This is a genomic window from Enterobacter sp. Taxon_8, from assembly GCF_058354585.1.
Genome location: NZ_CM177989.1, coordinates 2,859,830 through 2,885,983, shown reverse-complemented (window position 1 = coordinate 2,885,983; position 26,154 = coordinate 2,859,830). Strand labels below are relative to the sequence as shown.

The following is a 26,154-nucleotide window of genomic DNA, read 5'->3' as shown; positions in this document are numbered from 1 at the left end:
TGAACAAAGCAGTGATAATGTTGTCGGATTGCCTGAGTTTCCATTAAAATGGATCGGATCGATATAAGCACACAAAGGGGGAAGTGCTTACTTATTATGAAACATAAACCACAGATGATGAAAATGCGTTGGTTGGGTGCTGCAGTGGTGTTATCACTGTATACCTCATCGGCACTGGCCTTTAACATCGACGATGTCGCAAAACAGGCAAAATCGATGGCAGGCAAGAGCTACGAAGCGCCGAAAAGTAACTTGCCCTCCGTTTTCCGCGACATGAAGTATGCGGACTATCAGCAGATCCAGTTCAATCACGACAAAGCGTACTGGAGCAATATTAAAACCCCGTTCAAGCTTGAGTTTTATCATCAGGGTATGTACTTCGACACGCCTGTTGCCATCAATGAAGTGACGGCAACAGCGGTACGTAAGATCAAATACAGCCCGGATTACTTTAATTTTGGCAATGTGCAACACGACAAAGATACGGTGAAAGACCTGGGCTTCGCAGGCTTTAAGGTGCTTTACCCGATCAACAGCAAAGATAAAAACGACGAAATCGTCAGCATGCTTGGTGCCAGCTACTTCCGCGTGATTGGCGCGGGGCAGGTATACGGGCTTTCTGCGCGCGGACTGGCTATTGATACCGCGCTGCCATCAGGTGAAGAGTTCCCACGTTTCCGTGAGTTCTGGATTGAACGTCCAAAACCAACGGATAAACGTCTGACTATCTACGCGCTGCTGGATTCGCCGCGTGCGACCGGGGCCTATCGCTTTGTGATTATGCCGGGCCGCGACACGGTGGTTGACGTACAGTCTAAGGTTTACCTGCGTGATAAAGTGGGCAAACTGGGCGTTGCGCCGCTGACCAGCATGTTCCTGTTTGGGCCGAACCAGCCGTCACCGGCAACCAACTTCCGCCCGGAACTGCACGACTCCAACGGTCTGTCGATTCATGCCGGTAACGGTGAGTGGATCTGGCGTCCGCTGAATAACCCGAAACATCTGGCGGTGAGCAGCTTCGCGATGGAAAACCCACAAGGTTTTGGCCTGCTGCAGCGTGGTCGTCAGTTCTCCCGTTTTGAAGATTTGGACGATCGCTATGACCAGCGTCCAAGCGCCTGGGTCACGCCAAACGGTGACTGGGGTAAAGGTAAGGTCGAACTGGTAGAAATTCCAACCAACGACGAAACCAACGATAACATCGTTGCTTACTGGACGCCGGATCAGCTGCCGGAAGCCGGTAAAGAGATGAACTTCAAGTACACCATTACCTTCAGCCGCGACGAAGATAAGCTGCATGCGCCGGATAACGCGTATGTGATGCAGACTCGCCGCTCAACGGGTGATGTGAAGCAGTCTAATCTGATTCGTCAGCCTGACGGTACCGTGGCGTTTGTCGTGGACTTCACGGGCCAGGATATGAAGAAACTGGCACCGGACACCGCCGTTGCCGCTCAGGCCAGCATCGGTGATAACGGTGAAATCGTTGAGAATACCGTGCGTTATAACCCGGTAACCAAAGGCTGGCGTCTGACCCTGCGCGTGAAAGTGAAAGATCCGAAACAGACCACTGAAATGCGTGCTGCGCTGGTCAGTAACGATCAGCCGCTGAGTGAAACCTGGAGCTATCAGCTACCTGCCAATGAATAATACATCTGAATATATTGATGCCATGCCGCTGACGGATATCGAAAAAGCGGCACTGCCTAAGAGCGACATCCGCGCGGTTCACACCGCGCTGGATGGTGAACATCGTCAGTTTTCCCGTGATGATGATACGCCGCTTGGGTCAGTCAAGGCGCGTCTGGAGCAGGCCTGGCCGGACTCGCTGGCGGAAGGGCAGTTGATTAAAGACGATGAAGGACGCGATCAGCTTCAGGCGATGCCGAAGGCCACGCGTTCCTCTATGTTCCCCGATCCGTGGCGCACCAACCCGGTGGGTCGCTTCTGGGATCGCCTGCGTGGACGTGATGTGACGCCGCGCTATCTGTCACGCCTGACGAAAGAAGAGCAGGCGTCTGAACAGAAATGGCGTACCGTGGGGACAATCCGTCGCTATATCCTGCTGCTTCTAACGCTTGCGCAGACGGTCGTCGCGACCTGGTATATGAAAACCATCCTGCCGTATCAGGGCTGGGCATTCATAAACCCGACGGACATGATGGGCCAGGATCTCTGGGTCTCCTTCATGCAGCTGCTGCCGTACATCTTGCAGAGCGGCATCCTTCTGCTGTTCGCGGTTCTCTTCTGCTGGGTCTCAGCCGGCTTCTGGACCGCGCTGATGGGCTTCCTGCAGCTGCTGATGGGGCGTGACAAATACAGCATTTCAGCATCAACGGTCGGGAATGAACCCCTCAATCCTGAGCACCGTACCGCGCTGATTATGCCTATCTGTAACGAAGACGTTGACCGCGTATTCGCGGGGCTGCGCGCAACCTGGGAGTCCGTAAAGGCCACCGGCAACGCGGAGCATTTCGACGTTTACATCCTGAGCGACAGCTACAACCCGGATATCTGCGTTGCAGAGCAAAAAGCCTGGATGGAGCTGATTGCGGAAGTGCAGGGCGAAGGCCAGATCTTCTACCGCCGCCGTCGTCGTCGTGTGAAGCGTAAAAGCGGTAACATTGATGACTTCTGCCGTCGCTGGGGTAACCAGTACAGCTACATGGTGGTGCTGGATGCTGACTCCGTCATGAGCGGAGATTGCCTGAGTGGTCTGGTGCGTCTGATGGAAGCCAACCCGAACGCGGGTATTATCCAGTCCTCCCCAAAAGCGTCCGGAATGGACACCCTTTATGCACGCTGCCAGCAGTTCGCCACCCGTGTTTACGGGCCGCTGTTTACGGCGGGTCTGCACTTCTGGCAACTGGGTGAATCGCACTACTGGGGTCACAACGCGATTATCCGCGTGAAGCCGTTCATTGAGCACTGTGCGCTGGCGCCGCTGCCGGGCGAGGGGTCGTTTGCCGGCTCTATTCTGTCGCACGACTTCGTTGAAGCGGCGCTGATGCGTCGTGCTGGCTGGGGCGTCTGGATTGCCTACGACCTGCCGGGATCGTACGAAGAGCTGCCGCCGAACCTGCTGGACGAGCTCAAGCGTGACCGCCGCTGGTGTCATGGTAACCTGATGAACTTCCGCCTGTTCCTTGTTAAAGGGATGCACCCGGTTCACCGTGCGGTGTTCCTGACCGGCGTGATGTCGTATCTCTCCGCACCGCTGTGGTTTATGTTCCTTGCGCTCTCCACCGCGCTGCAGGTTGTCCATGCCCTGACGGAGCCGCAATACTTCCTGCAACCGCGGCAGCTGTTCCCGGTTTGGCCGCAGTGGCGTCCGGAGCTGGCGATCGCGCTGTTTGCCTCGACCATGGTGCTGCTGTTCTTGCCTAAGCTGCTCAGCATCATCCTGATCTGGTGCAAAGGCTCGAAAGAGTACGGCGGTTTCTTCCGCGTGACCCTTTCACTGCTGCTGGAAGTCCTGTTCTCCGTGCTGCTGGCGCCGGTGCGTATGCTGTTCCACACCGTGTTTGTGGTCAGTGCGTTCCTGGGCTGGGAGGTGGTCTGGAACTCACCGCAGCGTGATGACGACTCCACGCCGTGGAGCGAAGCCTTTATGCGCCATGGTTCTCAGCTGCTGCTGGGTCTGGTGTGGGCGGCCGGGATGGCGTGGCTGGATCTGCGTTTCCTGTTCTGGCTGGCGCCGATTGTCTTCTCGCTAATCCTGTCGCCGTTTGTCTCCGTGATCTCCAGCCGTTCGACGGTGGGACTGCGGACCAAACGCTGGAAGCTGTTCCTGATCCCGGAAGAGTATTCCCCGCCGCAGGTGCTGGTGGATACCGATCGTTACCTGGAGCAGAACCGCAATCGCACGCTGGATGACGGCTTCATGCACGCCGTGTTTAACCCGTCATTCAACGCCCTGGCAACGGCTATGGCGACGGCGCGCCACCGCGCAAGCCAGGTGCTGGAGATTGCCCGCGATCGTCACGTAGAGCAGGCGCTTAACGAGACTCCGGAAAAACTCAACCGCGACCGTCGTCTGGTCCTGCTGAGCGACCCGGTCACGATGGCGCGTCTTCACTATCGCGTGTGGTCCGCTCCGGAGAGATACTCTTCGTGGGTAAACTACTATAAGGAACTGAAACTTAACCCGCTGGCGTTGAAGGCGAAGTAAGTTGTTAAGTAGGGTGGGCAAGCGAAGCGCCTCCCGCCAAATAAAATACCGGCTTAATCGCCGGTATTTTTTTAGAGGTTACTCATGAAAATAATCATCGTCGTACTGATGGCATGCCTGCTCAGCGGCTGCGGCAGTATCATCAGTCGCACCATTCCAGGGCAAGGCCACGGGAATCAGTATTACCCTGGCGTGAAATGGGATCTCCGTGATTCCGCATGGCGCTACCTGACCGTGCTCGATCTGCCGTTCTCGCTGATTTTCGACACGCTGCTGCTGCCGATTGATGCCAGCCACGGCCCTTACGAATAACCTAAATTAACGTTCGTCCCACTCATCGGCTGCGGTTTGACCTTCTTCCGTATCAAGCGGCGGCTCGAGCTGAAACTCACCCTCATCCCACTCGTGCAGGGTGTTCTCTTCCAGCCATTCCTGCCGAAGTTCGATTTCTTCATAGTCGCCGTCAAAGACGGCCTGCGCACCTTCACCACTTAATATCGGCAAACATTCCCCTTCTTCACCTTCATCGGCAAAGAATTCGGCCTGCCACATAATATCCCCATCCTGCAGAACGTATTTCTGGATATTAAGCTGTTGCACGTCAGCATCTTCTTCTTCAACGCCGGGGTTGTCGGCGAGGAACTCTTCACGAGCGGCATCAATAGCTTCTTCCAGCGTGGCGTACATGGTCATTGGTGTCTCCCTGTTTTCCAGAAGGTTTCAGGGAAAGAATAGCTGAATATCCGATTCTGCAAGTATGAATACGAAAATAAGCTGTCAGGCGTTCGTCTTATTCCGTCACCGGCCGTAACGCGCGGGATAAACTAAACCATGAATAAATGGCATTGAACAACACGACGCCCGCCGTCACGATAAAGACGGCGCGAAAACCGAAGCTGGCGGAGACCCCAGCCCCGAGCAGCGGTCCGGTGACGTTACCGATGTCCCGGAACGACTGGTTATAGCTGAAAATACGCCCGGCAATCTGGTTCGTGGAGTTGTAAACCAGCAGGGTCTGTACGGCGGGCAGTAACGCGCCGTCGGCGGCTCCCAGTAAAAAGCGCAGGACGCCCAGCTGCCATGGCGTTTGCACCATCGACATCGGGATAAGCAGCAGGACGGAAATCACCAGCGCGCAGATCAGTATTTTTTCCGGACCCACCCGGTCCCCCAGTTTTCCGAGCCTCGGGGCGCTCAGCAGCGCCGCTACGCCGGGCACGGATGCAATGAGTCCGCTGATGAATGCAATGTTGCTGACGTTACCCGCCAGATCGCGAACGTAAAGCGTCAGAATAGGGGCAATCGACCCGGTAGCCACCTGGATAATCATTGTCGTCACGAACAGGCTCAGCACCAGTCTGGGATTTTTGAGCGAGGTCAGCACTTCCCTGGCGTGGAGCATCTCTTTTTGGCGACTGGCGTGAAGTTTTCACGAATACAGAGCAAGGTGACGATGAAGCACAGGAACAACACGCTGGCGGTGATAAAGAAAACCGGCCGCAGTCCATAGCTATCGGCCAGGAGTCCGCCGGCCAGTGGCCCCAGCAGGGCACCGCTCACGCCGCCGGTTGAGAGCGTGCCCAGCGCCCAGCCGCTTTTATGGCGGGGAATTTGTGTGGCAATCAGGGCGTTCGCGTTGGGAATAAATCCTCCCAGCAGGCCCAGCAGCGCGCGCAAAATCAGGAACTGCCAGACGTTTTGCGCCACGCCCATCAGCGCCATGATGATGGCCATCCCCAGCGCCAAACGCAGCAGCATGATTTTTCGCCCCTTGCGGTCGGCAAGGCCGCCCCAGAAGGGTGAGGCTATCGCGGAAAACAGGAACGTGATGCTGAATACCAGGCCGGACCACATATTGAGCGCACTGTGGCCCGTCACGCCCAGCTGTTCGACGTAGAGCGGCAGGAAAGGCATAACCAGGCTAAACGCCGCGCCGGTGAGGAAACAGCCAAGCCACGCAACCGTGAGGTTACGCTTCCAGTTTATGGGGGCATCTGAGGGTGACATAACAATCCGCATAATGAGGTGCTGAGCACCTGAAGCATGAAGTAATAAGCCTGCTAATTATGCGCCTGGGTTATGAATGCCGCAATGAGAGGGAGCTTTTAAAGCTAAAACAGCATGCGGCCCTGAGGGCCGCATGAGGATTAATAGCGAGACGGCGTGCCTTGTGGCCGCGTTTTAAAGCGGCGGTGCAACCACATGTACTGCTCGGGCGCCAGCATAATGCACTTCTCCACAACGCTGTTCATCCAGCGCGCGGTAGTTTCCGCATCGTCGAGCGGCGGCGCGAGTTCCGGCTCCAGCATCATCAGCTCGTAGCCTGAACCATCCGGCTTACGGCGGGGAACAAAAGGCACGATGGCGGCTTTGGACATCCGCGCCAGCATCCAGGTTCCGGTCGTTGTGGCGGCCTCTTCAACGGCGAAGAAGGGGACAAATACGCTGGCCTGCGGGCCATAGTCGTGGTCGGGGGCGTACCAGACCACTTCACCGGATTTCAGCGCGCGGATCATTCCCTTCAGATCTTTACGGTCGATCATGCTTTTGTTGGAGCGCATGCGGCCGTTGGTCTGGATTAAATCGATGACCGGGTTATCGTTAGGGCGATAAACGCCAATGCCCGGCGCCTGCATGCCGAACATGCGCGCCCCGATTTCGAGCGTCAGGAAATGGACGCCAATCAGCAGAACGCCCGTCTGGTTGGCCTGAAGCGTATGCACCGGATCCATGCCGGTGCCCGTCACCTCGCTCCAGCGAGCCATGCGTTTGTCCGGCCAGAACCACGCCATGCCGGTTTCCATAAGGCCCATCCCGACGGATTCGAAATTCTTCGCGACCATATCGTGACGCTCTGACTCGCTCATCTGCGGAAAACACAGCTCAAGATTGCGGTACGCGATTCTGGCTCGACGTTTCATAAACAGTTGCGCGAAGCGGCCCAGAAATTTACCCAACCGAAAAATAACAGGGTAGGGAAGCTGTACCAGAAGCCATAAAAAGCCGATGCCAAGCCAGGTCAACCAATAGCGGGGATGCAAAAGGGCGGCAGTAAATTTTGGTAACTGGGTCATGTCTTTCCTGTGTTCAAACGTCCTGTTTTGCTAGTGTCTCATTTTTTGAGACGTAGCCAAAATATCTGCTTTCGAAGCGTGCACGAATACAGCAATTGTTAAGCCTGATTAATCAGGGTGTGTGAAATGTAGCGTAAATTGTGTGGATGTAAATTGGTTTTGTTTGCTATATGATGCCGACCGATTTTTCATTCTCTCTAACGAATCCAGGACTGTACACCATGCCAGTGTTACATAACCGCGTTTCGAATGAGATGTTAAAAGCGCGTATGTTGGCTGAAACCGAACCGCGCACAACCATCTCCTTCTACAAATACTTCACCATCGACGATCCGCAGGCGACCCGCGATGCGCTTTATCAGGCGTTCACGGCGCTTAACGTCTTCGGCCGCGTCTACCTTGCCCGTGAAGGCATCAACGCGCAGATTAGCGTACCGGAAAGCAAAGTCAGCGCCTTCCGTGACGTACTTTATCAGTTTGACCCTGCACTCGACGGCTTACGCCTGAACATTGCCCTGGATGATGACGGGAAATCCTTCTGGGTGCTGCGAATGAAGGTGCGTGAACGCATCGTGGCGGACGGTATCGACGATCCTGAGTTTAACCCGTCGGACGTCGGTGAATACCTCAAGGCGGCGGAAGTGAATGCGATGCTGGACGATCCGGATGCCGTATTCATTGATATGCGTAACCACTATGAGTACGAAGTGGGGCATTTCGAGAACGCGATGGAAATCCCGGCTGATACCTTCCGCGAGCAATTGCCCAAAGCGGTTGAGATGATGCAGGAGCATAAAGATAAAAAGATCGTTATGTACTGCACCGGCGGTATCCGCTGTGAGAAAGCCAGCGCGTGGATGAAGCACAACGGCTTCAATAAGGTCTGGCACATTGAAGGCGGCATTATCGAGTACGCTCGTCGCGCCCGTGAGCAGGGGTTGCCGGTACGCTTTATCGGGAAAAACTTTGTCTTTGACGAGCGGATGGGTGAGCGTATCTCTGAAGACGTTATTGCCCATTGCCATCAGTGCGGCGCGCCGTGCGATACCCACACCAACTGCAAAAACGACGGCTGCCATCTGCTGTTCATTCAGTGCCCGGCCTGTGCCGAGAAGTTTAACGGCTGCTGTAGCGAGCTGTGCAGTGAAGAGAGCATCCTGCCGGAAGAAGAGCAGCGTCGCCGTCGCGCAGGACGTGAAAACGGCAACAAGATTTTTAATAAATCACGTGGTCGTCTGAATACCAAACTGGGTATCCCTGACCCGGAATGATAATAACGCCCGGCACGGTGAAAACCTGCCGGGCGAAGTTATTATGATTTCTGCTGTACCCCTTCAACGGAAATAATCAGCTCCACGTCCTGAGACGCCGGGCCTAAATCCGTTGTGATATTAAAATCTTTCAGGTGAATTTTCCCTGCCGCTTCAAAACCTGCGCGTTTACCGCCCCACGGATCGTCACCCTGGCCCAGTAATTTAGCATCAAGCGTGACTGGTTTTGTTACGCCGTTAAGCGTCAGGTTGCCGGTAATATTCAGCTTATCACCGTCTTTCTTCACCTCAGTAGAAGTGAAGGTCGCCTGCGGGAATTTCGCGACGTTGAGGAACTCCCCACTGCGCAGGTGTTTATCGCGCTCTGCGTGGTTCGTGTCGACGCTGTTCGTATTAATCGTCACATTGACTTTATCGGCCGCGGGATTTTTCTCGTCAAAGGTGAACGTGCCGTCAAAATCCTTAAAGGTGCCGTACAGCCAGCTGTAGCCCAGGTGCTGAATACGGAAATTGACGAAAGCGTGCTGGCCCTCTTTATCAATTTTATAATCCGCCGCCACGGCATTACCGGCGGTGAATAACAGAGAACCCAGGGCGATACCCAGCAGGTGTTTTTTCATTTTATGCTCCAGAGTCAACTGACGAGCGGCCAAGCATGCGCTTTAGCGTATCGTCTTTATCAATAAAATGGTGTTTGAGGGCGGCAAGCCCGTGAAGTACGGACAGGATCACCACGCTCCAGGCAAGCCAGAGGTGAACTACCCCCGCCGTATCGGCCTGCGCCCCGGCATCGCTAAGCGTTGCCGGAACCTCGAACAGGCCAAAAACGTTAATCGGCTTACCGTCAGCCGTCGAAATGAGATAGCCGCTAATCAGGATGGCAAACAGCAGCGCATAGAGGGCAATATGCGCGGCGACTGCACTAACGCGGGTAAATTTGCTGTGTGACGTTGGCGCGGCGGGCGGCGGGGAGATATGTCGCCAGATCACGCGGAAGACCAGCCCCAGCATCAGCAGGACACCAATACTTTTATGCAACTCTGGCGCCTGGTGATACCAGCCATCGTAATAGCTGAGCGTGACCATCCAGAGCCCAAGTCCAAACATACCGTAGACGGCAAGAGCAAATATCCAGTGCAAACTTATGGATATTATTCCGTAGCGCCGGGAGGAGTTACGCAATTGCATCAGAATGTCCATTTTCATATTAACCGAAAGGTAAAAATGAACGGGAAGAGGTGATATTGCAACTGAAATAATTGTCTATTGATTTTTATTTTATTTATTTCAGCGTTTTTGAACAGGATCAATAAATGTAATTCAATGTCTTCGTGCAAGATGAAATTGAGAGTTTCAGCAAAGCTAAATAAACGTCAATTATTGTCAATCATGGTTTTCAATAAAATACGATGTAAACAAAATCAATAATGGCCAGCAGCGCCCACAGTAAGATATAGAGCATAAAATGCTCGCGAATATTCTTCATAAGAAAGTTAACGATCCTGCGCATAACGCCCCAACATGCAGTGTAAATGAAACGGGCTCCGGGACGTCCGGAGCCCGTGGCGGATTATCCGTTAAATCGCGAGAGGGAGAAGGGCGTCAGATCAAACTGCGGCGTGATGCCCTGGGCAAACTGTGCGGCGATCTCGCCCAGCACGGACGCGAACTTAAAGCCATGGCCGCTCAGCCCGGTAATCAGCAGGACGTTGTCATGCCCCGGCAGGGTATCAATGATAAAGTCTTCATCCGGCGTGTTGTCGTAGGTACAGGCCGCGCCATACAGCAAGCCACCGACGCCCGGAAGAATAGTGCGCAGGAACGAGAAGGCCTCTGAACCATCCTGTGGCCAGGCGCCGAAGGGCTTACGCTCGTCAGGGGAGGAGATAACCTGGCCCCCGTTGTGTTTACCGATTTTCAGCGCGTCTTTCTCGGAAGGGAAACCGTAGAACTGATCGCCATTCGGCAATTCGCCGGTAAAGGCCGGGAATTTATTCTGCGCGCTGTAGCGCCCATCCGACTGGAACCAGGAGAAGACCTTACGCACCGGCTGGACAGGCAGTTCCGGCAGCAGGCGCGTGACCCAGGTTCCTGCGCTGACGAGCAGGCGGGACGCTGAATAGTCGCCGTCAATAGTCGTTACCGTGACGCCATTCTCGTCATGGGTGATAGCCTCTACCGGACAGTTAAACAGCTGCGCGCAGCCGGCTTTCGCGGCAAGATCGATCCAGGTTTTGATCGCTGTTTCACAGTGCAGCACGCCGGAGTGGGCTTCAAAGAGGCCAATGTAATCGTCGGGGACGGTAATTTCAGGCCAGCGCGCGGTAATGCCCGTCGCGTCCAGCTTCTCGACATCAAGATTAAAGGCTTTTGCGCTGCGCTCGACGCTGGCGAGAAAATCAGAATGGGAAGGGCCAAGGTTGATAACGCCGGTACGCTCGAAAATACGCTCTTCGGTCTGCTTCGCCAGCTCGTCCCACAGCGTCTGGGCGCGAAGCACCAGCGGTACATAGCGCTCGCCTTCTCCATACGCATGGCGCATGAGGCGGGTATCGCCATGATGGCTGCCCTCCGAATGAGGAGGAAGATGGGCATCGATCATCAGGACCTTCAGGCCTGCCTGTGTTGCGTAATAACCGGCGGCGGAACCCACGGAGCCGCTACCAATAATGATTAAGTCGTATCTCATATGCATCTCGTAAACTGATGTTTTGTTAGCAGAGTAATTAACAACGCGGGGTTAGACAAGGGAGAAATAAATAAGGCACCGCGAGGGTGCCTGTAGAGAGAAAAGTGGGCATAAGCTTAGTGCCGTTTATACTCATTTTCCTGATAGTCGCCAGATTCTATTTTTGCAATACCTGCTTCTAAAATAGAAATAAACTGACGGGCGACGTCTGTTGTTAGCCACAGCGTCTGTCCAACTTCCGCTTCTTCACGGTTGAGTTGATTCGGGGTCTGGTAGTGCAAACGCAGCATCAGCGCATCGTAGCTATCTACGGTACTGATATCCCAGCCTACAAGTGGATGGGTCTGGATCACTTCACTATTCTTTTCCATTATAACCCCCTTAATGCGTGTTAGAAGACAACGGCTTTGAGGTTCAATGCATGTTTTTCTGAAAGCATCTTCAGTATACCAAGTAATAAGGGTTCCGACGGGAAAAATAAACAGCTGGCAACACATTTTTCTGCTTTTTAGGATTGTTCGAACAATAAAACACCATCTTGTTCACGATTCTTAAAGAAGATGCCGAATTAATTTGAACTTGCAGGATTTTTAGACAAAAAAAAGCCGGGGCGACCCGGCAAAAAACACAATGAGGGAGCAGTGTTAATCTGTGATAAACCAGTCGTCTGCGCTTTCCCACGTTTCCTGCAGGATTTCGCTGATGCGATCTTTATCTTCTTTCGCAGCACCAATGACGGAGAGGTTGTTCGCCGAGGCGTAACGCACCGTTACGGCACCCGCGTTATCGGGAAAGGTGTTGTTAATACGGCGGGATAATTCGCCTGCCAGTGCATCAAGCGCGCCGGCAGGCAGAACGGTAGTTTTGGCTATGGTGACTTCAATACGCATAAATGCCCCCTGTGTAATATACTGTTTATTTATACAGGTATATTATCTTTTTGACAACAAGGGGGATTGATTTTTTAACGTTTTACCGTCCAGTTAACGGTTTCACCCGCCAGGAATGGGATCAGCGTATCATCCGTCAGGGCAATGGACTCCTCAACGTGGCTCGCTTTCCGCTCCAGCTCGATGAAGGTGTCGTTGACCGGCAGGCCGTAGAAGCGCGGGCCGTTAAGGGAGCAGAATGCTTCGAAATGTTCCAGCGCGTTCATCTCTTCAAATACGGTTGCGTAGCTGGCAAGCGCCGTTGGGGCGTTGAAGCAGCCTGCGCAGCCGCAGCTCGCCTCTTTACGATGGCGGGCGTGAGGTGCGGAGTCGGTACCGAGGAACGCGCGGGAGAACCCGCTGGCGACCAGCTCGCGCAGCGCCTGCTGGTGGATGTTGCGCTTGAGGATAGGCAGACAGTAGAGGTGAGGGCGCACCCCGCCCACCAGCATGTGGTTACGGTTAAACATCAGGTGCTGTGGCGTAATGGTGGCAGCGATAAGATCGTTGCCGTCACGCACGTACTCTGCCGCGTCTTTGGTGGTGATATGCTCAAATACCACCTTTAGCGCGGGCAGGCGCTGGCGCAAAGGCTCCATCACGGTCTCGATAAAACGGGCTTCACGGTCGAAGATATCAATCTCCGCGTGCGTGACTTCACCATGGACCAGCAGCGGCATACCCAGTTTCTGCATGCGTTCCAGAACCGGCATGATGGCATCAATGCTGGTGACGCCGTGGCTGGAGTTGGTGGTGGCATTCGCCGGGTAGAGTTTCGCTGCCGTAAAGACGCCTTCGTTAAACCCACGCTCCACTTCGTTCGGGTCCAGCGAGTCGGTCAGATAGCAGGTCATCAGCGGGGTAAAATCGTGTCCCGCAGGCACGGCATCCAGGATGCGCTGGCGATAGGCTATCGCGGCATCGACGGTGGTGACTGGTGGAACCAGGTTAGGCATGACAATCGCGCGGCCATAAATTTCGCTGGTATAAGGCACGACGGTTTTCAGCATATCGCCATCGCGCAGATGGATATGCCAGTCGTCAGGGCGGCGGATTTTAAGAACCTGGGGTTGTGCAGTCATGGAAGCTCCGGCTTGTCAGGAATCAGTCATAAGGATGGCTGTTTTTGCCGGACACAAATCATAAGCGGAAACGTTTTCGTTTGCACACTTTTCCGTGAAAAAAAAGGGCGCCGCAGCGCCCTTCAGGTTAATCGGTGAAAGGAATGATAATTTCGCCCGGTTTCACCTCTATGCCCTTTGCGTATTTTTTCGCCAGGGCTTCACCCTTGCTTTTGTCTTCACTTAAGACGTACGCGGGCTGCTGGTTAAAATAATTACGCAGCGACTGGTTCAGATAGGGCATCAGGGTTTGCAGAACCGGTGCCATCTTGTCCGGAGACACCTGCGCATCGACCACTTCCATCTCCTGCAGGAAAATCGCCCCTTTCTCTTTGTTGAAAACAGGGAGTGCCTTCAGCTTGAGCTTAATGTTGGCTTTCTGATTGCCAAACAGGGAGGACATATCGAGGTCCGCATCACCGGCCAGTGTGACTTTGTTTGGCTCTTCACGTCCGATCTGGCTACTCAGGTTTGTGAGCACGATATGCGCGTCTGCCAGCCCCGGCACGCCAATGTCTTTCGAGAAATTGTTATGCTTTTCCAGCGCCTGATTAATTTCCTGTTCACTGACGGTATATTGCGTGAGCTGGTTACAGCCAACCAGCAGGCCGCTGACAACTAATGCAGCGGCAAAGACAATTTTCTTCATAGTGTTCCTCAACGAAAAATCGGCGCTTCTGTCCTGTTACGCCAGTATGTCAGCGTGAATTGGCAGAAACCAGCAGAAAAAACTGAGAAGTGGGGCGGGAGAGGCTCCCGCCCGAGGGAAAGGCTACGCGCCAGGCTCGAGCATGCCGCTCGCACTGCGTTTCTGGCTGAACTGCCACCACAGGGCGAGTAGCGTCATAAAGCCCACCGCGCCCAGCATCATCCACGGGAGTTCAGGTTGATTTAACGCTTTGCCGGCATCAAACAACCAGCCGCCCCCGGCGTAACCTAATGCCCCGCCGAGCGCCAGCCCCAGGCGGCTGAACCCCATATAGCTGCCGCGCGCACGCGCATCCGCAAGCGAGGCGCTCAGCGTTTCGCGGGCAGGCTCGGCGATGATTGAGCCAATATAGAACGTGCAAATCAGCGTAAACAGCTGCTGGAGAGAGTTCACCAGACCGATCGGCATCATGCTCAGCGTCATCAGGAGCAGCCCGGCCATCAGGCGATGCTCCAGACGAAAATGCCGTTCGCTCCAGCGGGCAATCGGATAAAGCAGCGTTAACGACAGGCAGGCTTCAATGGCGTACATCCATTTTACGGCTGCAGGCGTGCCCGCAATATCGTTAACCATGATCGGCAGCATCAGCATGACCTGTACGGCCAGCATGTAGTAGCCCGTCAGGGTCAACACATAGGTGACAAAACGCCTGTCGCGCAGGACCCGGCCAAGCCCTTCCCGGACCGGCGCTTTGACCGTCGACAGCTTCCAGGCGGGCAGGAACAGGCCATTAAACAGCGCGCACAGAATAAAGAGCACCGCCCCAGCCGCACAGACCAGACGGAAGTCATACTGCAGCAGCCAGCTTCCCAGCAGGGCGCCGATAACCGCCCCGGCACTGTCCTGCATCATCAGAATCGAGAAGAAACGGCCGCGGTGCTGAGGGCGAATCAGCTTCACCACCAGCGCGGTACGTGGCGGATCGAACAGCGTGCCCCCGATGCCGGAGAGAAAGCAGGAGAACCAGAGCAGCCAGGGCTCCTGGGCGACCGCCATCGTGGCAAACCCTGCCGCGCGCAGCAGCATACCGGTAACGATCATCGGTTTAGCGCCAAAGCGGTCGGCAATGGCCCCGCCAAAGACGCCCAGACCCTGCTGGACAAACTGGCGTAGCCCCAGGGCAATGCCGACCATTAATGCCGCCCAGCCCATTTGATCGACAAAGCGGATCGATATAAGGGGAAAAACGACAAAAAAGCCGAGCACGACCAGCATGTTATCGACGAGCAGGAAATATTTACCCAGGCTCCTGGCCTGTGATACGCGGGACATTTTCCCTCCAGGGAAAATAAGATGGTGAGCACGCTAACATTCTGCGTTGTCGCCGCGTTTTTTCCCACCCCCGGGCGTGACAATATTTTTTTATCAAAAGGCTGCTTTGATAGAGAGTTCTCATCGAAAATAGTGAAAAGCGAGAAAAATGGTATGTCACTGTTTTCACAGACGGCGCAGGCGCAGGTATAGTAAAGCTAATGGGTAAGCAGAAGTGACGGGAAGGAGTGGGATCGATGTTTGGCTATCGCAGTAATGTGCCAAAAGTGCGTCTGACAACGGACAGGCTGGTCGTTCGTCTGGTGCATGAGCGTGATGCCTGGCGTCTGGCGGATTATTACGCCGAGAATCGCCAGTTTTTAAAACCATGGGAACCCGTTCGGGATGAGAGCCATTGTTACCCTTCCGGCTGGCAGGCGCGCCTCAGCATGATTACGGAATTTCACAAGCAGGGCAGCGCGTTTTATTTCGCGCTGCTGGATCCCGAAGAGAAAGAGATTATCGGGATCGCCAATTTTTCAAACGTGGTGCGCGGGTCGTTTCACGCCTGCTACCTTGGCTACTCCATCGGCCAGAAATGGCAGGGACAGGGGCTGATGTACGAGGCGTTAACGGTGGCGATCCGCTATATGCAACGCACGCAGCATATCCATCGCATCATGGCGAACTATATGCCGCATAATCAGCGCAGCGGCAATTTGCTGGCGCGTTTAGGGTTCGAGAAAGAGGGTTACGCCAAAGACTATCTGTTGATAGACGGAGAGTGGCGCGACCACGTTCTGACGGCGTTAACCACCCGGGACTGGACCGCAGGTCGTTAAGGAGAAAAGATGAAGTATCAGCTAAACGGTACAGAAGCGCGCGTGATTGGGTGCTTACTCGAAAAACAGGTCACCACGCCGGAGCAGTATCCGCTCTCCGTCAACGCCGTGACCATGGCCTGCAACCAGAAAACCAACCGCGAGCCGGTGATGAACCTCAGCGAGCATAACGTTCAGGACGTGCTGGATGCGCTGGTAAAACGCCACTATTTGCGCACCGTCAGCGGCTTCGGCAACCGCGTGACCAAGTACGAACAGCGCTTTTGTAACTCCGAATTCGGTGACCTGAAGTTGAGCAGCGCGGAAGTGGCGGTCATCACCACGCTGCTGCTGCGCGGGGCGCAGACGCCGGGAGAACTGCGCACGCGCGCTTCCCGTATGCATGAGTTCAGCGATATGCAGGAGGTCGAGCAGACCCTGGAAGGGCTGGCTTCTCGCGAAGACGGCCCGTACGTGGTGCGTCTGGCGCGCGAGCCGGGCAAACGTGAAAGCCGCTATATGCATCTGTTCAGCGGCGACGTCGATGTCGCTACCGTGGAGAGCGACGCGGTATCCTCAGCAGGCACTGACACTCTTGTCGCGCGCGTAGAAGCGCTGGAAGAAGAGGTCGCCGGGCTGAAACAGCGTCTGGATGCCTTGCTGGCACATCTGGGAGACTGACGGTGAAAAAATTACGCGTAGGCGTGGTGGGGCTGGGCGGCATTGCGCAAAAAGCCTGGCTGCCTGTTTTAGGTGCGGCGACGGACTGGACCCTGCAAGGGGCATGGTCACCCACGCGAGAAAAGGCAGAACGTATCTGCGAAACCTGGCGCATTCCGTACGCTGCCTCCCTGCAGGATCTGGCCCGCGAGTGTAATGCGGTTTTTGTGCATACCTCAACGGCAACTCACTATCAGGTGGTGAGCGAGCTGCTCAATGCGGGGGTTCACGTCTGCGTGGATAAACCGCTGGCGGAAAATGTTCCGGACGCGGAACGTCTGATCGAACTGGCGGCGCGCAAAAAACTGACGCTGATGGTGGGCTTCAACCGCCGCTTCGCGCCGCTTTACCAGCAGCTTAAGGCGCAGTCGGGCACGCTTGCCTCGCTGCGAATGGATAAGCACCGTACCGACAGCATTGGGCCAAACGATCTGCGGTTCACCCTTCTGGATGATTACCTGCATGTGGTGGATACGGCGCTGTGGCTGACCAACGGTAATGCGCAGCTGAAAAGCGGCACCCTCGTGACAAACGATCAGGGGCAAATGGTCTACGCTGAACACCACTTTTCCGTTGAGCATCTTCAGATTACCACCAGCATGCACCGTCGGGCGGGTAGCCAGCGTGAATCCGTGCAGGCGGTGACCGACGGCGCGCTGTACGACATTACGGACATGCGCGAGTGGCGGGAAGAGAAGGGCAACGGCGTGGTGACGCTCCCGGCGCCAGGCTGGCAGAGCACCCTCGAGCAGCGCGGTTTCGCAGGATGCGCCCGCCACTTTATCACCTGCGTGCAAAATCAGACGGTTCCTGAAACGTCCGGCGAGCAGGCCATTATGGCGCAGCGCATTGTAGAAAGGCTCTGGCGCGATGCCATGAGTGAATAACTCGCTGTAACATCTGCGGATAGTAATTCGTTGAAATCCGGGTAGACTAAGCGCCGCTTGTAGGCTTTGCCGGGTGGCGCTTACGCTTGCCCGTCCTGGAAATCCGTATGGTTCTGGAAATTCACGTTAATGAACTTATTAAAATCGCTGGCGGCCGTCAGCTCGATGACCATGTTTTCCCGCGTGCTGGGTTTTGCACGCGACGCCATTGTGGCAAGGGTATTTGGTGCAGGGATGGCCACGGACGCCTTTTTCGTCGCCTTCAAATTGCCGAACCTGCTGCGTCGTATTTTTGCTGAAGGGGCGTTTTCCCAGGCATTCGTGCCCATTCTGGCGGAATATAAAAGCAAGCAGGGTGAAGACGCGACGCGCGTCTTTGTTTCTTATGTCTCCGGGTTGCTGACGCTGGCTTTAGCTGTGGTGACCGTACTCGGGATGCTGGCCGCGCCCTGGGTAATTATGGTGACCGCACCCGGGTTTGCCGATACGGCTGACAAATTTGCCCTGACTTCGCAGCTTTTGCGCATTACTTTCCCCTATATTCTGCTCATCTCGCTGGCTTCGCTGGTGGGGGCGATCCTGAATACCTGGAACCGCTTCTCTGTACCGGCGTTTGCGCCGACGTTTCTTAACGTCAGCATGATCGGTTTTGCCCTGTTCGCCGCGCCGCACTTCAACCCGCCGGTGCTGGCGCTGGCCTGGGCGGTCACCGTCGGCGGCGTGCTGCAGCTGGCGTATCAGCTGCCGCATCTGAAAAAAATCGGCATGCTGGTGCTGCCGCGCATCAATCTCAAAGATGCCGGGGCGATGCGCGTGATCAAGCAGATGGGGCCCGCCATTCTCGGCGTCTCAGTCAGCCAGATCTCGCTTATCATCAACACCATCTTTGCCTCTTTCCTCGTGTCCGGTTCGGTTTCCTGGATGTACTACGCCGACCGCCTCATGGAATTTCCGTCCGGGGTGCTGGGCGTGGCGCTGGGGACCATTCTGCTGCCGTCGCTGTCGAAAAGTTTTGCCAGCGGCAACCATGATGAATATTGCCGCCTGATGGACTGGGGATTACGTCTCTGTTTCCTGCTGGCCCTGCCAAGCGCGGTGGCGCTGGGTATTCTGGCTAAACCGTTAACGGTGTCGCTCTTCCAGTACGGAAAATTCACCGCTTTTGATGCTGCCATGACCCAGCGCGCGCTGATTGCCTACTCGGTCGGATTGATGGGGCTGATCGTCGTCAAGGTGCTGGCGCCAGGGTTCTACTCGCGTCAGGACATCAAAACGCCGGTGAAAATTGCTATCGTGACGCTGATTATGACGCAGCTGATGAACCTGGCGTTTATTGGGCCGCTGAAGCATGCGGGCCTGTCATTATCGATTGGTCTGGCGGCCTGTCTGAATGCCGGGCTGTTATACTGGCAGCTGCGCAAGCAGGATATTTTCACGCCGCAGCCGGGCTGGGGGAGTTTCCTGGTGCGTCTGATCGTTGCGGTACTGGTGATGTCTGCCGCGCTGCTTGGCATGATGTACGTGATGCCGGAATGGTCCTTGGGCACCATGCCATACCGTTTGATGCGGCTGATGGCCGTGGTAGGCGTTGGGGTGGTGGCTTATTTTGCCACGCTCGCGGTGCTGGGGTTCAAAGTGAAAGAGTTTGCCCGCCGTACGGCATAAACGCCAAAAGGGGAGTTCACCTTATGGTGCTCCCCGCTGCATGATTTGTCGCTCAGGCGTCAAATCGAAATCTTTTTAACTCCCGCAATACGCGCAGTCGCTGTCTGACCATCCGCACCGTACAGTCCGGTTTCTTTATGCGGTTTCAATACCTCAAGCGCCTGCTGGTTACGCTCAATCTGACCTTCCAGTAGCCAGCCGTTGTGCTGATTAAGATCGCGCAGATGCTGGGTTTTTTCGGTAATGGTTTGCCAGCGCTCAATAATATCGTCATTGGCGCTACGCTTAGGATCCTGCTCAGCGCGGCGCTGCTGCTCCAGATAATCCAGCGTCGCCAGGAGTGAACTCTTATCTTCAGTAATACGCTGCAGCGCACTGCCGTTGATGTGACCGGAAGAGAGATGCTGTTGTTCAGCGTCCATTACCGTTTTCAGGTCGTTAAGAACAACCGTCATTTGATCCAGTATTTCTGACAGTCGACTCATACGGTTAGTTACTCTGTAAGAAACTCTGTGCTTCCTGAATCAGGGCGTCAGCGATTTTGCTGGTGTCCATTTTCAGCTCACCGTTACGAATAGCCGTTTTCAGCGCTTCAACACGTTCCATATTGATATCGTTGCTGCCTGGCTGCATCAGTTTTGCCTGCGCGTCGCTCAGGGTAACGCTGGTGCTGTTGGACGTTGACGGTTTTTCCAGACGCGTTTTCTGCGCAGGAGCGTCATTCGTTTCGCGAGGTTGTACAGCGCTTACCGGCTTCAGGGCTGATGTACGATCAATGCTCATAGTGTTGTCCTCATCGAGGGTTCGCGGCGTTTGCGCCTGATATCATCATTAGTGGAATATTTATCGGCACGCGCAGCGAAATCTTTAAAAAGATTATAGGTTAATCAGAATATTCCCATCAGCATCGACGGTTCCGCTCACCACCTGGCCTGAGGACATTCTGACGCGGGCGTTTTGCGCCACCGCGGCATTGTTTAACGCTTTCCCTTCACTGTTGATGCTAAAGCCATCTCCGTTGGCCACCACCATCACCTGTTGACCCGCTTTTACCCGCCATGCCTGACGCAGCATTGAGAGCTGTATCGGCTGGCCGGGGGCGACATCACGCAGGCTGACGGCGTCCTGTGCCTGGTTCATATCGAGCATGGTGCGTGGCGGCAGCTGATCCAGACGCCCGCGTTTTAACGTCACGCTGTTCGTCTGCAGCACGCTGCCGCGCGCAATGGGCACGGCGGCGACAACATAATTGCCCGTCGCCTGAACTGCAACCTGTAAATAGCGTTTTTCGTTGGCGCAGCGTGCCAGCACGTTCACATTCCCCCAGAGTTTTGTGAACCCTACCACGCTGAAGGACGGCTGGTCACACGTCGGGTACAGATTCGGTGGCGTGCGCACGGCAACGGTCACGTCATCGCTAAAGCCTGCCAGTTTTTCAGCAAAAAAAGCCGTCAGCCGATCCTGTAAGCCATCAGCCTGCACCAGAGGACTAAACAGCAAGAAAGCTGCCACCAGGCTACGTTTTAACGTTTGCATCGCAAGTTCCACCGTTTCCAGAGTTGAATGAATTTTACCTGCAGTGGTTTTGCATCAACGCAATAAATAGCGACGCATTTTGCGCTTATTCCGTCGATAGGGGAGACCGGGTGAGATTTAAGCTGTGAACTGAAATTTTGCCATCAGCGGAGGAGACATGCTCGATAAACTCGACGCCGCGTTACGTTTTCAGCAGGAAGCGCTCAACTTACGCGCCCAGCGGCAGGAGATTTTAGCCGCCAACATCGCTAACGCCGATACCCCAGGGTTTCAGGCGCGCGATATTGATTTTTCCAGTGAACTCAAAAAGGTGATGGAGCGTGGACGTGCCGAAGGAACGGGTGTTGCACTCGCCATGACATCCTCTCGCCATATTCCTGCTCAGGCGATGACCGCGCCAGCGACCGATTTACTTTACCGCATTCCCGATCAGCCCTCACTCGACGGTAACACCGTGGATATGGACCGGGAGCGTACGCAGTTTGCCGATAACAGCCTGAAATACCAGACGGGCCTGACCGTACTCGGCGGACAAATCAAAGGCATGATGAACGTCCTGCAGGGGGGGAACTGATAGATGGCCTTGTTGAATATTTTTGATATTGCCGGTTCGGCGTTAACCGCGCAGTCCAAACGCCTGAACGTGGCCGCCAGTAACCTGGCGAACGCCGACAGCGTAACCGGACCCGACGGCCAGCCTTATCGTGCCAAACAGGTTGTCTTTCAGGTCGATGCGGCGCCAGGCGCGGCGACGGGCGGTGTGAAGGTGTCTGATGTGGTAGAGAGCCAGGCGCCGGACAGGCTGGTGTATGAGCCGGGTAACCCGCTCGCGGATGCCAGCGGATACGTGAAAATGCCAAACGTGGATGTGGTGGGTGAGATGGTGAACTCCATGTCGGCTTCCCGTAGCTACCAGGCCAACGTCGAAGTGCTTAATACCGTGAAGAGCATGATGCTCAAAACACTCACTCTCGGCCAGTAAAGGAGACATGCATGTCCATCGCCGTAAATGTGAATGATCCTACGAACTCGGGTGTTAATAACACGAAGAGTACGACGGGTTCTAACTCCCTGACCGGGAGCAATGCCTCCGATCTTCAGGGCAGCTTTCTGACGCTGCTGGTGGCGCAGCTTAAGAACCAGGATCCCACCAACCCAATGCAGAATAACGAACTGACCACGCAGCTTGCGCAGATCAGCACCGTGAGCGGCATTGAGAAGCTCAACACTACCCTCGGTGCCGTTTCCGGCCAGATTGGCAGCAGCCAGTCTCTGCAGGCAGCGAGCCTGATTGGTCACGGGGTGATGATCCCGGGAACCACGATTCTGGCGGGCACCAGCACCACTGAAGGGAACACCACAACGACCACCACGCCGTTTGGCGTTGAGCTGCAGCAGGCGGCGGAGAAAGTTACCGCAACCATCACCGACAGCAACGGCACGGTCGTGCGCACCATTGATATCGGTGAGCTGAAGGCGGGCGTTCACACCTTTACGTGGGATGGCAGCCTGACCGACGGCACTAAAGCACCAAACGGTTCTTACAAAGTAGCGATCAGCGCCAGCAACGGGACGACCCAGCTGGTGGCGCAGCCGCTGCAGTTCGCGCTGGTCCAGGGCGTGATTAAAGGAAGCGACGGCAACAAACTGGATTTGGGAACCTCTGGTTCCACCACACTCGACGAAGTTCGGCAGATTATCTAAGCCTTAACACTTATCAGGAGTAAGTCATGGCCTTTTCTCAAGCGGTCAGCGGCCTGAATGCTGCGGCCACCAACCTGGACGTCATTGGCAACAACATCGCCAACTCCGCGACCTATGGTTTTAAATCCGGTTCTGCTTCTTTTGCAGACATGTTTGCCGGTTCCAAAGTGGGTCTGGGCGTAAAAGTTGCAGGCATCACTCAGGACTTTAGCGACGGCACCACCACCAACACCGGCCGTGGCCTGGACGTTGCCATCAGCCAGAACGGGTTCTTCCGTATGGTCGATTCTAACGGTTCTGTGTTCTACAGCCGTAACGGCCAGTTCAAACTGGATGAAAACCGTACGCTGGTTAACATGCAGGGCATGCAGCTGACGGGCTACCCGGCAGCAGGAACGCCTCCAACCGTTCAGACCGGTGCGAATCCTCAGGCGATTACTATCCCGAATACCCTGATGGCGGCGAAATCAACCACCACCGCCACGCAGCAGATCAACCTGAACTCAACCGATCCTGTTCAAACCGCCCCCTTCGATGCGACCAACCCGGATACCTATAACAAAAAAGGTACCGTGACCGTATTCGACAGCCAGGGTAACGCCCATAACATGTACGTCTACTACGTTAAGACGGCCAACAATAAATGGGATCTTTACACTCAGGACGGCAGCGTTGCGGGTTCTGCTGCGACGAAAGCGGCGCAGATGAACTTTGATGCGAACGGTAACCTGGCGGGTGTGTATAACTACGACGCAGCGGGCGTGCTGAGCGCAGCGCCAAACGCCACGCCGGCCATTAACATCACCACGGGTTCTGTCAGCGGTGCGACGGCGGCGACCTTCTCCCTGAGTTTCCAGAACTCCATGCAGCAGAACACCGGTGCAAACAGCGTGGTGGCAACCAATCAGAACGGCTACAAGCCTGGCGACCTGGTGAGCTACCAGATCAACGACGATGGCACCGTGGTGGGAAGCTACTCTAACGAACAGTCTCAGGTTCTGGGTCAGATCGTGCTGGCAAACTTCGCCAACAACGAAGGCCTGAAGTCTGAAGGCGACAACGTCTGGTCTGCCACACAGTCTTCCGGCGTGGCGCTGCTGGGCACCGCAGGCACCGGTAACTTCGGCAAGCTGACCAACGGCGCGCTGGAAGCCTCCAACGTGGATATGAGTAAAGAACTGGTGAACATGATCGTCGCGCAGCGTAACTATCAGTCGAACGCGCAGACCATCAAAACCCAGGACCAGATCCTCAACACGCTGGTTAACCTGCGTTAAGCGGCTAACAGGAAAGCGCAATGGATCACGCAATATATACCGCGATGGGCGCGGCAAGTCAGACGCTCAATCAGCAGGCCGTTACCGCCAGCAACCTGGCAAACGCCTCAACGCCGGGCTTTCGCGCCCAGCTTAATGCGCTTCGCGCGGTGCCGGTAGAAGGGCTTTCCCTGCCGACCCGTACGCTGGTGACAGCATCAACCCCTGGCGCCGATATGACGCCAGGGCAGATGGATTACACCTCACGCCCGCTGGACGTTGCCTTGCAGCAGGACGGCTGGCTGGCGGTGCAAACGGCGGACGGCAGCGAAGGCTATACCCGTAACGGCAACATCCAGGTGAGCGCGACGGGCCAGCTGACGATTCAGGGGCATCCGGTGATGGGGGAAGCAGGTCCGCTGACCGTGCCGGAAGGCTCTGAGCTCACTATCGCTGCGGACGGCACCATTTCGGCGCTGAATCCGGGCGACCCGGCCAACACCGTTGCGCCCGTCGGACGTCTGAAGCTGGTGAAGGCGGAAGCCAAAGACGTGCAGCGTGGCGACGACGGCATGTTCCGCCTGACCCAGGCGGCTCAGGCGACGCGTGGCGCCACGTTACAGGCCGATCCGAGCATCCGCGTGATGTCCGGCGTTCTGGAAGGCAGTAACGTCAAGCCGGTCGAAGCCATGACCGACATGATCGCCAGCGCCCGTCGTTTTGAAATGCAGATGAAGATCATCAGCAGCGTGGATGAAAACGCGGGCAAGGCTAACCAACTTCTGGCTATGAGTTAACAGGACTCCTTATGATCAGTTCTTTATGGATCGCGAAAACTGGCCTGGACGCCCAGCAAACCAATATGGACGTGATTGCCAACAACCTGGCAAACGTGAGCACCAATGGTTTCAAGCGCCAGCGCGCCGTTTTCGAAGATTTGCTTTATCAAACCATCCGCCAGCCGGGGGCGCAGTCTTCTGAACAGACGACGCTGCCATCGGGTCTGCAGATCGGTACCGGTGTTCGTCCGGTGGCTACCGAGCGTCTGCACAGCCAGGGCAACCTGTCTCAGACCAACAACAGTAAAGACGTGGCAATCAAAGGCCAGGGCTTCTTCCAGGTGCAGCTGCCTGACGGGACCTCTGCCTATACCCGCGACGGTTCGTTCCAGGTCGATCAGAACGGCCAGCTGGTGACGGCGGGCGGTTTCCAGGTTCAGCCTGCGATTACCATCCCGGCGAACGCCCTGAGCATCACCATCGGACGTGACGGTGTGGTCAGCGTGACCCAGCAGGGACAGGCCGCGCCGGTTCAGGTCGGGCAGCTCAACCTGACCACCTTCATGAACGATACCGGCCTGGAAAGCATTGGTGAGAACCTCTACACCGAAACGCAATCCTCCGGTACGCCGAATGAGAGCACCCCGGGCCTGAACGGCGCGGGTCTGCTGTACCAGGGTTATGTTGAAACGTCCAACGTGAACGTGGCGGAAGAGCTGGTGAATATGATCCAGGTCCAGCGCGCGTATGAAATTAACAGTAAAGCAGTGTCGACGACCGACCAGATGCTGCAGAAACTGACGCAACTCTAAGGTGTAGCCCGGTGCGGTAAACGCCGCGCCGGCTCCCTGTTTTCGAAGATGAAGGCAATGCAAAAAAACGCGGCGTTTCGTTATCCGATACTGACTGTTCTGGCTGTCACCCTTAGCGGGTGTGCTTTGATCCCGTCTAAACCATTGGTCCAGGGTGCGACGACTGCCCAACCCGTTCCTGGCCCCGCGCCAGTGGTAAACGGCTCCATTTTCCAGACCGCGCAGCCGATTAATTACGGCTATCAGCCGCTGTTTGAAGATCGCCGCCCGCGTAACGTCGGCGATACATTGACCATTGTGCTGCAGGAAAACGTCAGCGCGAGCAAGAGCTCGTCGGCGAACGCCAGCCGCGATGGCAAAACCAATTTTGGCTTCGATACCGTGCCACGCTATCTGCAGGGCCTGTTCGGCAATGCCCGTGCGGATGTTGAGGCCTCCGGCGGCAACACCTTTAACGGTAAAGGCGGCGCGAACGCCAGCAACACCTTCAGCGGCACGCTGACGGTCACGGTTGACCAGGTACTGGTTAACGGCAACCTGCACGTTGTGGGTGAAAAACAGATCGCCATCAACCAGGGCACTGAATTCATTCGCTTCTCGGGCGTGGTTAACCCTCGCACCATCAGCGGCACCAACACCGTTCCATCTACCCAGGTGGCGGATGCGCGCATTGAGTACGTCGGGAACGGCTATATCAATGAAGCGCAAAATATGGGTTGGCTGCAGCGCTTCTTCCTTAATTTATCGCCAATGTAAGCG

Annotated in this window: 29 protein-coding genes and 1 pseudogene; 15 read left to right on the top strand and 15 right to left on the bottom strand. The window is 55.6% G+C overall.

Translation table 11 applies throughout. The features are described 5' to 3' along the window. The first annotated feature begins 96 nt into the window (after positions 1–96). From mdoG to AC4IBF_RS13755, 3 genes are all read left to right on the top strand, one after another. Positions 97–1,650: a glucans biosynthesis protein MdoG gene (gene mdoG, locus AC4IBF_RS13765; protein ID WP_111966168.1), complete on the top strand. Its 1,554-nt coding sequence runs from the start codon at positions 97–99 to the stop codon at positions 1,648–1,650. Next, the gene (mdoH, locus tag AC4IBF_RS13760) at positions 1,643–4,171 is read left to right on the top strand and encodes a glucans biosynthesis glucosyltransferase MdoH (protein WP_115874713.1); all 2,529 of its coding nucleotides are present in this window, start codon (positions 1,643–1,645) and stop codon (positions 4,169–4,171) included. The genes mdoG and mdoH overlap by 8 nt, the downstream gene beginning before the upstream one ends. A gap of 84 nt (positions 4,172–4,255) precedes the next feature. Beyond that, complete coding sequence (locus AC4IBF_RS13755; RefSeq protein ID WP_032650824.1) at positions 4,256–4,483, top strand: YceK/YidQ family lipoprotein; 228 nt, start codon at positions 4,256–4,258, stop codon at positions 4,481–4,483. 6 nt (positions 4,484–4,489) lie between these two features. Here AC4IBF_RS13755 and AC4IBF_RS13750 read toward each other — a convergent pair whose 3' ends face one another. The 3 genes and pseudogenes from AC4IBF_RS13750 to AC4IBF_RS13740 form a co-directional block, all read right to left on the bottom strand. After that, the gene (locus AC4IBF_RS13750; RefSeq protein ID WP_115874714.1) at positions 4,490–4,864 is read right to left on the bottom strand and encodes a MysB family protein; all 375 of its coding nucleotides are present in this window, start codon (positions 4,862–4,864) and stop codon (positions 4,490–4,492) included. A gap of 97 nt (positions 4,865–4,961) precedes the next feature. Continuing rightward, positions 4,962–6,178 (bottom strand): annotated as a pseudogene (mdtG, locus tag AC4IBF_RS13745) (multidrug efflux MFS transporter MdtG). 140 nt (positions 6,179–6,318) lie between these two features. Further along, complete coding sequence (locus tag AC4IBF_RS13740; RefSeq protein ID WP_115874716.1) at positions 6,319–7,245, bottom strand: Kdo(2)-lipid IV(A) acyltransferase; 927 nt, start codon at positions 7,243–7,245, stop codon at positions 6,319–6,321. Between the two features lie 221 nt (positions 7,246–7,466). Between AC4IBF_RS13740 and trhO the strand changes: the two genes are divergently transcribed. After that, on the top strand, positions 7,467–8,516 hold the full coding sequence (trhO, locus tag AC4IBF_RS13735) for an oxygen-dependent tRNA uridine(34) hydroxylase TrhO (protein ID WP_325849111.1): 1,050 nt from the start codon (positions 7,467–7,469) through the stop codon (positions 8,514–8,516). Positions 8,517–8,557: 41 nt separating this feature from the next. On the opposite strand, the gene AC4IBF_RS13730 is transcribed toward trhO, so the two are convergent. From AC4IBF_RS13730 to mdtH, 9 genes are all read right to left on the bottom strand, one after another. Beyond that, entirely contained in the window at positions 8,558–9,136 is a 579-nt protein-coding gene (locus AC4IBF_RS13730; protein WP_133294157.1) for a YceI family protein, read from the bottom strand. 1 nt (position 9,137) lies between these two features. Next, the gene (locus AC4IBF_RS13725; RefSeq protein WP_111965848.1) at positions 9,138–9,704 is read right to left on the bottom strand and encodes a cytochrome b; all 567 of its coding nucleotides are present in this window, start codon (positions 9,702–9,704) and stop codon (positions 9,138–9,140) included. A 208-nt stretch (positions 9,705–9,912) separates the two neighbouring features. Further along, positions 9,913–10,026: a YceO family protein gene (locus AC4IBF_RS13720; RefSeq protein ID WP_136194675.1), complete on the bottom strand. Its 114-nt coding sequence runs from the start codon at positions 10,024–10,026 to the stop codon at positions 9,913–9,915. 60 nt (positions 10,027–10,086) lie between these two features. Next, positions 10,087–11,205 carry an N-methyl-L-tryptophan oxidase gene (gene solA, locus AC4IBF_RS13715; RefSeq protein ID WP_491462913.1) on the bottom strand — a complete coding sequence of 373 codons (1,119 nt, stop codon included), beginning with the start codon at positions 11,203–11,205 and terminating at the stop codon, positions 10,087–10,089. Between the two features lie 116 nt (positions 11,206–11,321). Further along, positions 11,322–11,576, bottom strand: a complete 255-nt coding sequence (gene bssS, locus AC4IBF_RS13710) for a biofilm formation regulator BssS (RefSeq protein ID WP_008500827.1) — start codon at positions 11,574–11,576, stop codon at positions 11,322–11,324. Between the two features lie 273 nt (positions 11,577–11,849). Continuing rightward, a complete protein-coding gene (gene dinI, locus AC4IBF_RS13705; protein WP_133294159.1) occupies positions 11,850–12,095 on the bottom strand; it encodes a DNA damage-inducible protein I in 246 nt (81 codons plus the stop codon). A 74-nt stretch (positions 12,096–12,169) separates the two neighbouring features. Continuing rightward, on the bottom strand, positions 12,170–13,216 hold the full coding sequence (pyrC, locus tag AC4IBF_RS13700; RefSeq protein ID WP_023311125.1) for a dihydroorotase: 1,047 nt from the start codon (positions 13,214–13,216) through the stop codon (positions 12,170–12,172). Positions 13,217–13,343: 127 nt separating this feature from the next. Next, the gene (locus AC4IBF_RS13695) at positions 13,344–13,904 is read right to left on the bottom strand and encodes a lipoprotein (RefSeq protein WP_127730376.1); all 561 of its coding nucleotides are present in this window, start codon (positions 13,902–13,904) and stop codon (positions 13,344–13,346) included. Between the two features lie 123 nt (positions 13,905–14,027). After that, the gene (gene mdtH, locus AC4IBF_RS13690) at positions 14,028–15,236 is read right to left on the bottom strand and encodes a multidrug efflux MFS transporter MdtH (RefSeq protein WP_136194677.1); all 1,209 of its coding nucleotides are present in this window, start codon (positions 15,234–15,236) and stop codon (positions 14,028–14,030) included. Between the two features lie 236 nt (positions 15,237–15,472). Here mdtH and rimJ point away from each other — a divergent pair, with 236 nt between their 5' ends. From rimJ to murJ, 4 genes are all read left to right on the top strand, one after another. Beyond that, positions 15,473–16,057: a ribosomal protein S5-alanine N-acetyltransferase gene (gene rimJ, locus AC4IBF_RS13685; protein WP_008500822.1), complete on the top strand. Its 585-nt coding sequence runs from the start codon at positions 15,473–15,475 to the stop codon at positions 16,055–16,057. 9 nt (positions 16,058–16,066) lie between these two features. Further along, on the top strand, positions 16,067–16,717 hold the full coding sequence (locus tag AC4IBF_RS13680) for a YceH family protein (protein ID WP_491462912.1): 651 nt from the start codon (positions 16,067–16,069) through the stop codon (positions 16,715–16,717). A 2-nt stretch (positions 16,718–16,719) separates the two neighbouring features. Next, positions 16,720–17,643: a Gfo/Idh/MocA family protein gene (locus AC4IBF_RS13675; RefSeq protein ID WP_143344931.1), complete on the top strand. Its 924-nt coding sequence runs from the start codon at positions 16,720–16,722 to the stop codon at positions 17,641–17,643. A gap of 129 nt (positions 17,644–17,772) precedes the next feature. Next, complete coding sequence (gene murJ, locus AC4IBF_RS13670; RefSeq protein WP_023311131.1) at positions 17,773–19,308, top strand: murein biosynthesis integral membrane protein MurJ; 1,536 nt, start codon at positions 17,773–17,775, stop codon at positions 19,306–19,308. Between the two features lie 59 nt (positions 19,309–19,367). Here murJ and flgN read toward each other — a convergent pair whose 3' ends face one another. The 3 genes from flgN to flgA form a co-directional block, all read right to left on the bottom strand. Then, entirely contained in the window at positions 19,368–19,793 is a 426-nt protein-coding gene (gene flgN / locus AC4IBF_RS13665) for a flagella biosynthesis chaperone FlgN (RefSeq protein WP_008500818.1), read from the bottom strand. Positions 19,794–19,797: 4 nt separating this feature from the next. Continuing rightward, positions 19,798–20,091, bottom strand: coding sequence for a flagellar biosynthesis anti-sigma factor FlgM (gene flgM, locus AC4IBF_RS13660; protein WP_023311133.1), 294 nt, complete (start codon positions 20,089–20,091; stop codon positions 19,798–19,800). 93 nt (positions 20,092–20,184) lie between these two features. Further along, a complete protein-coding gene (flgA, locus tag AC4IBF_RS13655) occupies positions 20,185–20,844 on the bottom strand; it encodes a flagellar basal body P-ring formation chaperone FlgA (protein WP_491462911.1) in 660 nt (219 codons plus the stop codon). A gap of 157 nt (positions 20,845–21,001) precedes the next feature. Between flgA and flgB the strand changes: the two genes are divergently transcribed. Genes flgB through flgH form a run of 7 tightly spaced genes read left to right on the top strand, consistent with a single transcriptional unit; the run spans position 21,002 to position 26,151 of the window. Continuing rightward, entirely contained in the window at positions 21,002–21,418 is a 417-nt protein-coding gene (flgB, locus tag AC4IBF_RS13650) for a flagellar basal body rod protein FlgB (protein WP_023311135.1), read from the top strand. 3 nt (positions 21,419–21,421) lie between these two features. Next, positions 21,422–21,826, top strand: coding sequence for a flagellar basal body rod protein FlgC (flgC, locus tag AC4IBF_RS13645; RefSeq protein ID WP_008500814.1), 405 nt, complete (start codon positions 21,422–21,424; stop codon positions 21,824–21,826). Between the two features lie 11 nt (positions 21,827–21,837). After that, complete coding sequence (flgD, locus tag AC4IBF_RS13640; RefSeq protein WP_111965533.1) at positions 21,838–22,548, top strand: flagellar hook assembly protein FlgD; 711 nt, start codon at positions 21,838–21,840, stop codon at positions 22,546–22,548. Between the two features lie 26 nt (positions 22,549–22,574). Next, a complete protein-coding gene (gene flgE, locus AC4IBF_RS13635; RefSeq protein ID WP_111965534.1) occupies positions 22,575–23,825 on the top strand; it encodes a flagellar hook protein FlgE in 1,251 nt (416 codons plus the stop codon). 20 nt (positions 23,826–23,845) lie between these two features. Beyond that, positions 23,846–24,601 (top strand): flagellar basal body rod protein FlgF, encoded by a 756-nt coding sequence (locus tag AC4IBF_RS13630; RefSeq protein WP_033145205.1) that lies wholly within the window; start codon positions 23,846–23,848, stop codon positions 24,599–24,601. Positions 24,602–24,612: 11 nt separating this feature from the next. Beyond that, a complete protein-coding gene (flgG, locus tag AC4IBF_RS13625; RefSeq protein ID WP_008500810.1) occupies positions 24,613–25,395 on the top strand; it encodes a flagellar basal-body rod protein FlgG in 783 nt (260 codons plus the stop codon). Positions 25,396–25,452: 57 nt separating this feature from the next. Continuing rightward, complete coding sequence (flgH, locus tag AC4IBF_RS13620) at positions 25,453–26,151, top strand: flagellar basal body L-ring protein FlgH (RefSeq protein WP_023311139.1); 699 nt, start codon at positions 25,453–25,455, stop codon at positions 26,149–26,151. Positions 26,152–26,154 lie beyond the last annotated feature (3 nt).

Coding starts and splice junctions, on each gene's coding strand:
- mdoG (WP_111966168.1), top strand. CDS start 97: ATGAAACATAAACCACAGATGATGAAAATGCGTTGGTTGGGTGCTGCA.
- mdoH (WP_115874713.1), top strand. CDS start 1,643: ATGAATAATACATCTGAATATATTGATGCCATGCCGCTGACGGATATC.
- AC4IBF_RS13755 (WP_032650824.1), top strand. CDS start 4,256: ATGAAAATAATCATCGTCGTACTGATGGCATGCCTGCTCAGCGGCTGC.
- AC4IBF_RS13750 (WP_115874714.1), bottom strand. CDS start 4,864: ATGACCATGTACGCCACGCTGGAAGAAGCTATTGATGCCGCTCGTGAA.
- AC4IBF_RS13740 (WP_115874716.1), bottom strand. CDS start 7,245: ATGACCCAGTTACCAAAATTTACTGCCGCCCTTTTGCATCCCCGCTAT.
- trhO (WP_325849111.1), top strand. CDS start 7,467: ATGCCAGTGTTACATAACCGCGTTTCGAATGAGATGTTAAAAGCGCGT.
- AC4IBF_RS13730 (WP_133294157.1), bottom strand. CDS start 9,136: ATGAAAAAACACCTGCTGGGTATCGCCCTGGGTTCTCTGTTATTCACC.
- AC4IBF_RS13725 (WP_111965848.1), bottom strand. CDS start 9,704: ATGCAATTGCGTAACTCCTCCCGGCGCTACGGAATAATATCCATAAGT.
- AC4IBF_RS13720 (WP_136194675.1), bottom strand. CDS start 10,026: ATGCGCAGGATCGTTAACTTTCTTATGAAGAATATTCGCGAGCATTTT.
- solA (WP_491462913.1), bottom strand. CDS start 11,205: ATGAGATACGACTTAATCATTATTGGTAGCGGCTCCGTGGGTTCCGCC.
- bssS (WP_008500827.1), bottom strand. CDS start 11,576: ATGGAAAAGAATAGTGAAGTGATCCAGACCCATCCACTTGTAGGCTGG.
- dinI (WP_133294159.1), bottom strand. CDS start 12,095: ATGCGTATTGAAGTCACCATAGCCAAAACTACCGTTCTGCCTGCCGGC.
- pyrC (WP_023311125.1), bottom strand. CDS start 13,216: ATGACTGCACAACCCCAGGTTCTTAAAATCCGCCGCCCTGACGACTGG.
- AC4IBF_RS13695 (WP_127730376.1), bottom strand. CDS start 13,904: ATGAAGAAAATTGTCTTTGCCGCTGCATTAGTTGTCAGCGGCCTGCTG.
- mdtH (WP_136194677.1), bottom strand. CDS start 15,236: ATGTCCCGCGTATCACAGGCCAGGAGCCTGGGTAAATATTTCCTGCTC.
- rimJ (WP_008500822.1), top strand. CDS start 15,473: ATGTTTGGCTATCGCAGTAATGTGCCAAAAGTGCGTCTGACAACGGAC.
- AC4IBF_RS13680 (WP_491462912.1), top strand. CDS start 16,067: ATGAAGTATCAGCTAAACGGTACAGAAGCGCGCGTGATTGGGTGCTTA.
- murJ (WP_023311131.1), top strand. CDS start 17,773: ATGAACTTATTAAAATCGCTGGCGGCCGTCAGCTCGATGACCATGTTT.
- flgN (WP_008500818.1), bottom strand. CDS start 19,793: ATGAGTCGACTGTCAGAAATACTGGATCAAATGACGGTTGTTCTTAAC.
- flgM (WP_023311133.1), bottom strand. CDS start 20,091: ATGAGCATTGATCGTACATCAGCCCTGAAGCCGGTAAGCGCTGTACAA.
- flgA (WP_491462911.1), bottom strand. CDS start 20,844: ATGCAAACGTTAAAACGTAGCCTGGTGGCAGCTTTCTTGCTGTTTAGT.
- flgB (WP_023311135.1), top strand. CDS start 21,002: ATGCTCGATAAACTCGACGCCGCGTTACGTTTTCAGCAGGAAGCGCTC.
- flgC (WP_008500814.1), top strand. CDS start 21,422: ATGGCCTTGTTGAATATTTTTGATATTGCCGGTTCGGCGTTAACCGCG.
- flgD (WP_111965533.1), top strand. CDS start 21,838: ATGTCCATCGCCGTAAATGTGAATGATCCTACGAACTCGGGTGTTAAT.
- flgE (WP_111965534.1), top strand. CDS start 22,575: ATGGCCTTTTCTCAAGCGGTCAGCGGCCTGAATGCTGCGGCCACCAAC.
- AC4IBF_RS13630 (WP_033145205.1), top strand. CDS start 23,846: ATGGATCACGCAATATATACCGCGATGGGCGCGGCAAGTCAGACGCTC.
- flgG (WP_008500810.1), top strand. CDS start 24,613: ATGATCAGTTCTTTATGGATCGCGAAAACTGGCCTGGACGCCCAGCAA.
- flgH (WP_023311139.1), top strand. CDS start 25,453: ATGCAAAAAAACGCGGCGTTTCGTTATCCGATACTGACTGTTCTGGCT.